Annotated in this window: 5 protein-coding genes; 1 reads left to right on the top strand and 4 read right to left on the bottom strand. The window is 57.1% G+C overall.

Translation table 11 applies throughout. The annotated features are described in order from the left end of the window. From FEM54_RS25610 to mobH, 3 genes are all read right to left on the bottom strand, one after another. On the bottom strand, nucleotides 1–578 hold a 578-nt coding region (locus FEM54_RS25610), incomplete at its 3' end, for an FAD-dependent oxidoreductase (RefSeq protein WP_240792804.1). A 182-nt stretch (nucleotides 579–760) separates the two neighbouring features. Next, nucleotides 761–1,012, bottom strand: coding sequence for a hypothetical protein (locus FEM54_RS25605; protein WP_138453561.1), 252 nt, complete (start codon nucleotides 1,010–1,012; stop codon nucleotides 761–763). A 292-nt stretch (nucleotides 1,013–1,304) separates the two neighbouring features. Continuing rightward, nucleotides 1,305–2,975: a MobH family relaxase gene (mobH, locus tag FEM54_RS25600; RefSeq protein ID WP_138453560.1), complete on the bottom strand. Its 1,671-nt coding sequence runs from the start codon at nucleotides 2,973–2,975 to the stop codon at nucleotides 1,305–1,307. A 138-nt stretch (nucleotides 2,976–3,113) separates the two neighbouring features. Here mobH and FEM54_RS25595 point away from each other — a divergent pair, with 138 nt between their 5' ends. Further along, entirely contained in the window at nucleotides 3,114–3,479 is a 366-nt protein-coding gene (locus FEM54_RS25595) for a DUF3742 family protein (RefSeq protein ID WP_138453559.1), read from the top strand. Between the two features lie 4 nt (nucleotides 3,480–3,483). On the opposite strand, the gene FEM54_RS25590 is transcribed toward FEM54_RS25595, so the two are convergent. Further along, nucleotides 3,484–4,411: conjugal transfer protein TraG N-terminal domain-containing protein (locus tag FEM54_RS25590; RefSeq protein WP_138453558.1), on the bottom strand; the 928-nt coding region annotated here is incomplete at its 5' end.

The raw sequence follows: 4,411 nt of genomic DNA, 5'->3' as shown, positions 1-4,411 counted from the left end.
GTGGGGGGCGGTGTATGGCCTTGAGGGTTTTTCCAGATCAGCATTTGCGGCTTAGGCTGTCCCTCAAGCAACCCTTCACGCAGATAAATGCCGGTGCTGCGCACATGTGGTGTGCCTGGGTTGGGGAAATCGGATAGCCGCAGTTCAAAGAGTTTGCAGTAGTAGGCCATCAGGGATTGACCGTCAAAAGGCGATTCACCTACCTGATTGAAAAGTGGCATGCGCATGGCACCCATCTCAAAAGGTGTCTGCCCCAGCAGGGGGGATTGGCTTAAGTTGAGCGCCGATAGATGGCGCCCACCAATGCGACGCGACTGTTCCAATAAGGTGACGTTGTTGAATCCGCAGCGAAGCAACTCACGCGAAGCAGTTAATCCGGTTACGCCAGCGCCAACGATGCAGATCTTGTAGTCGGGTTGGGTCGCTTTGGCGATGCCCAATTCCTGCTCGACCAATTTCCGGTAGTTGAAGCACAAGTCCGGCGGGCTGGGGAAACGGCCTCGCCAAGAGGATGTGTCATGTGCTGGAAGGTGCTTGGCGGCGAAGGCGGGGTAGTCGTAGGTGGATCCGATGGTCATGGCTCACGCTTCAGAGTCTGCTCGGTCGGGTGAAGGGACCGTTGGCAATGGCGGGTGAATGTAGTGACGCGAGGAGGAGGTGGGGTGGTAGATCTTTGTGGTGATGCTTGGAGTCAATCAGATGTAGCCCGGGGCTGCCATCTTTCGACGGTGGCCCCTCAGTGAAAAAGCGCTGTAATTGACTACTGCATCAGCTTCATGAACGCCATCATGACGCCAACAGCGGCGGATAGCATGACGCCCATACGAATGGTGAGTTTCACTTCTAACTGTGAAATTTCCGACTGCAGTTGATTGTGCAAATTTGCGATATCAACTTTGGTAGCGAGATAAGTGTTCAAGTCTGACTCCATCGCTTCGATTACCGCATTGATTTTTTGCTCGGGTACGTTGATTGAGGTCAACGCCTGGTACAGAGCAATTTCGAGTTTCATATGACCTCCAAAGTAGCAAAGGCCGACCCCATACGGGAAGGCCCGTAAGGGGTGGGGAGATAAACGGCTTCCATCGACCTGAAGTCGACTGTTCGCACTACCGGAAGCGGAGCGATCATGGGCAGGACCTCTGCGGTGAACCGCAGCGCAGCCTGAAGATCCTGGCTGCTGGCATGTGGCTGAAGGTCTCAGCCGGACACCGGAGCCAATGTGAAAGTGATGGGCAATCTCGTCAATTCAGAAGGGGCACCGCGCGTTGACGGATTGTTCGCTAAACGTTGTGTGTAAATTCCTACTGCATGCTGGTGGTGATGAGCTGCAGGTAAGGATTGTTCAGAGCCAGTTCGTCGAGCAGGTCGCCGGGATCGCTCAGTAGGTAGCCGTGCAGTTGGCTACGTTTGCGCGGGCCTTGCACGTTGCAGGTCCAGATATTCAGGTCATTGGGCTGTTTGCGGTGTTGTCCAAGTTGCTCAAAATGCTTTTGCGCCCATTCCCAGTCGGGGAGCTTGTCCTGCTTGGCCAGGCGGGCGATGTGGGGATGTTCTTGGGCGTAGCGTTGGAACAGGCCTGGGGTGACCAGAAACAAGGTGTTGTCCACTGTATGGACCAGGGCTTTGGCATCATTCATTCGCAGGCTGTGGTTGCGCACGCCTTGTGCCAACCACGTCATAAAGTGCTGGCCTGGTGAAGGTGAATTTTCTGCGTCTTCGGTCATCCTCGGCGGCAGCGTTTCTTCGAGGGGCGTGAAATCCCACAGGCCCTCGGGTGGATCGGTTGTCGTCGGATTCTCACTCGGTAGGGTGGGGCTTTGGGTCGAGGTTTCCACAGTAACCGAGCCTGCAAAGGAGGGTGGTCGTGTGTCGGCCTCCCAGATCAGGGCAGGTGCCAGCTTGAGCAAGGTGAAACGGTGCGACCAGCCGTTATCGCCCGTGACAGTGGCGACCCAGATAGCCTTGCCCTCCGGGTTGGCCTGGGCGATGCCGTGTTCCTGCAACACATTGAACACTGCCGTATTGCTCTGCGGGATGCCATCGATGCCTTGAGCGAGCAAGTGGGCGCGCAGTTTGTCGCACACGGTTTTGCTCACCAGCCACAGGGCGTCCTCAGTGAGCCAGCCATCGGAGGCGTTGGGTTGATTGAGTTTGAGCTCTTCGCTAAGCAGGCAGCGCAGGCCCTCCAGCAATTTGCGTTGCAGGGCGTGTTTGGGGGCGCTGAGGGCTTTTTCGGGATCGCCGCCCATGGACTGGGCCACCGAGGCTTGATCGGCGCGTATGACCAGTTCACCGAGCTCGCCGGCGTGTTCGTAGTGGCCGGCCAATAGGTAGAGCAAGGCACTCCAGAGTTCTGGGAAGCCGCTGAGCCAATCGAGCAGGGCTGGGTCCATCACTTGGGTATAGAGCAAGCCAGTAGCGGCGCGATGCAGGCGGTACTGGCGGTCTTGGCGATAACGCAGGCGGTAGGGTTGAGTCGGTGGGCCGTGCCATGGGTGCCAGTTGCATCCGTCGGCGTATTCCACGTGCAGGTCGACAGCGATTTTACCCAGGTCGTGGAGCAGGGCGGCGTAAGCCACGGCGGCGGTCCAGGCTTCTGATTGAGCGGCTTGGGTTTCCGGAGCGGCGCCGCAGGGGAGCAGGTGGGATTGGCGCAGTTTAAGGGCGCAGGCGACTACCTCCAGACCGTGGTCCAGCATGCCCCCGGGGTAGGCGTGATGATGGCTTTCGGAGGCTGGAAGCAGTTGGACCAATGTGGCGTAGCGCTCGATCGGTCGTAGATACAGAGTGTTGAACTGGCTACGCGAGAGTGAGGTGCGTTGCCAAATTTGCTCCAGCAGGTGCTGTCGGCTTGGGGTAGCAAGTAAGGACCGGGCGGATTGTGGACGTGTCAGGCCTGCTGCAGGAGATGGGGGGCTGGGCCCAGTTTCTGCTGTCGGGTGCTTCTTCGTGCGGCGGAAGAGAGTGAGCATGATTTCGACCCTGTGCCCGGCTTGGCGGGAGAGCCTTTTCCCTTTTTTGGGTAGGACCTTTCCTCTTGATGTCCCGTCCCTTGGCCTTTCCCTTTGGGCTGCTTACCTTTTAGAGGTGGGCAGTTTGGAGTAATCGTCATGGGGCAAGAACGTCAAAATACGAGGTCAAGGCGGCTAGGTGCATGGCTTGGGCGCGTTTTCCGGTGCTACCTGTCATACGAAAGCAGAGTAGTGGGTCGTTCACAGGCGGCGGATGTCCCTGTATGGCTGACCAAGGGACTGCTTTGGACGATTAAGTTGTGTTTACTAGGTGTATTTCTCTACCTGGCATTTTGGGTCGCGGTCATCGCCATCCTGTCCGTCTTGGGTGTCTGGCGAATTTCACGTTCAGACCTTGAACGCTATGAAAATCGCCTGGAATGGATGGACGGATTATTGGGATATGGTTTGTATGACGAGACTGGCACAAGGGTTGATCCGTACGACCCTGACGAGCAAATTTAGCTAATCATCGTAAAACCCTGCTTGCTACCCCAACACCGCTTGCTCCTGCTGCTTTCGCGTCTCCAACACCCGTCGTGAGACCTTGCAGGGCGCCGCCCGCATGCATACCAACCCAGGTGAGCGCGGTAACCCAGAATGTTGGCAGGATAAGAAACATCGTCGCCATCACAAAATTCAGCAACATATCCCCAAACGAATTATTCAACCCCATCAACGGGTTGAAATTACTCAACGGCGAGCTCCACCCATACAACGCCTCCAGAATCGTACTGTCGATCCACCGTGCCAACTGAAACCAGAAATCCACAAAAAACAGCGCAAACTGCACGCAACTGATGGTCACCAACGCCTTCAGCTCAAACGTACCAATGATCAGCACCAGGGGAATGCAGATCGTCAGCGCCATCTTCAGAAACGACAACACCATCGGCAGCGCCTGCCGTACCACATCCATGGCCGGAAAAAAGCCGAGTGAGCCCATCGTCAGCCCCAGATCTGCTGCGCCGCGCGCAGCGATGTTGGACGTCTTCATGTCTACCTGCCCACCATAATCGGTGTACACCTGCCCCCGATTTAACGTCTGCTGCCGAGGCGCGGCAACCGCACGAATTAGCGCATCATCCACCTGGGCCTTGCTGAGAAACCCCGCCCAACGGCCCAGACTGGACAGCAACTTCGGATCCACCTGCGCCAACAAGCGCGAGCGCAACCCAGCCTCGCTGTCCGTCCACCATTGCCGACACGTCGGGTAACCGCCACCACTGGGCACCTGAGCCAAGCCTGCATCCCGATTGGCGTCATATGGCCAGGCACTGCGCGGTGTTTTTGCGCGGTAGCTGTCGTAGTAGCCGTTGCTGTCCACAAAGAGCTTCGAGCCAATCCAGTTGATATCGTCCATCTGCGCGTCATCCAGCTCCGGACGGTTCATAAAC

The sequence above is a fragment of the Pseudomonas edaphica genome, from assembly GCF_005863185.1.
GTDB classification, from domain to species: Bacteria; Pseudomonadota; Gammaproteobacteria; order Pseudomonadales; family Pseudomonadaceae; genus Aquipseudomonas; species Aquipseudomonas edaphica.
The sequence above is the reverse complement of the archived record's forward strand: the minus strand, read 5'-3'. Positions and strand labels throughout refer to the sequence as shown.

Coding starts and splice junctions, on each gene's coding strand:
- mobH (WP_138453560.1), bottom strand. CDS start 2,975: ATGCTCACTCTCTTCCGCCGCACGAAGAAGCACCCGACAGCAGAAACT.
- FEM54_RS25595 (WP_138453559.1), top strand. CDS start 3,114: ATGGGGCAAGAACGTCAAAATACGAGGTCAAGGCGGCTAGGTGCATGG.
- FEM54_RS25605 (WP_138453561.1), bottom strand. CDS start 1,012: ATGAAACTCGAAATTGCTCTGTACCAGGCGTTGACCTCAATCAACGTA.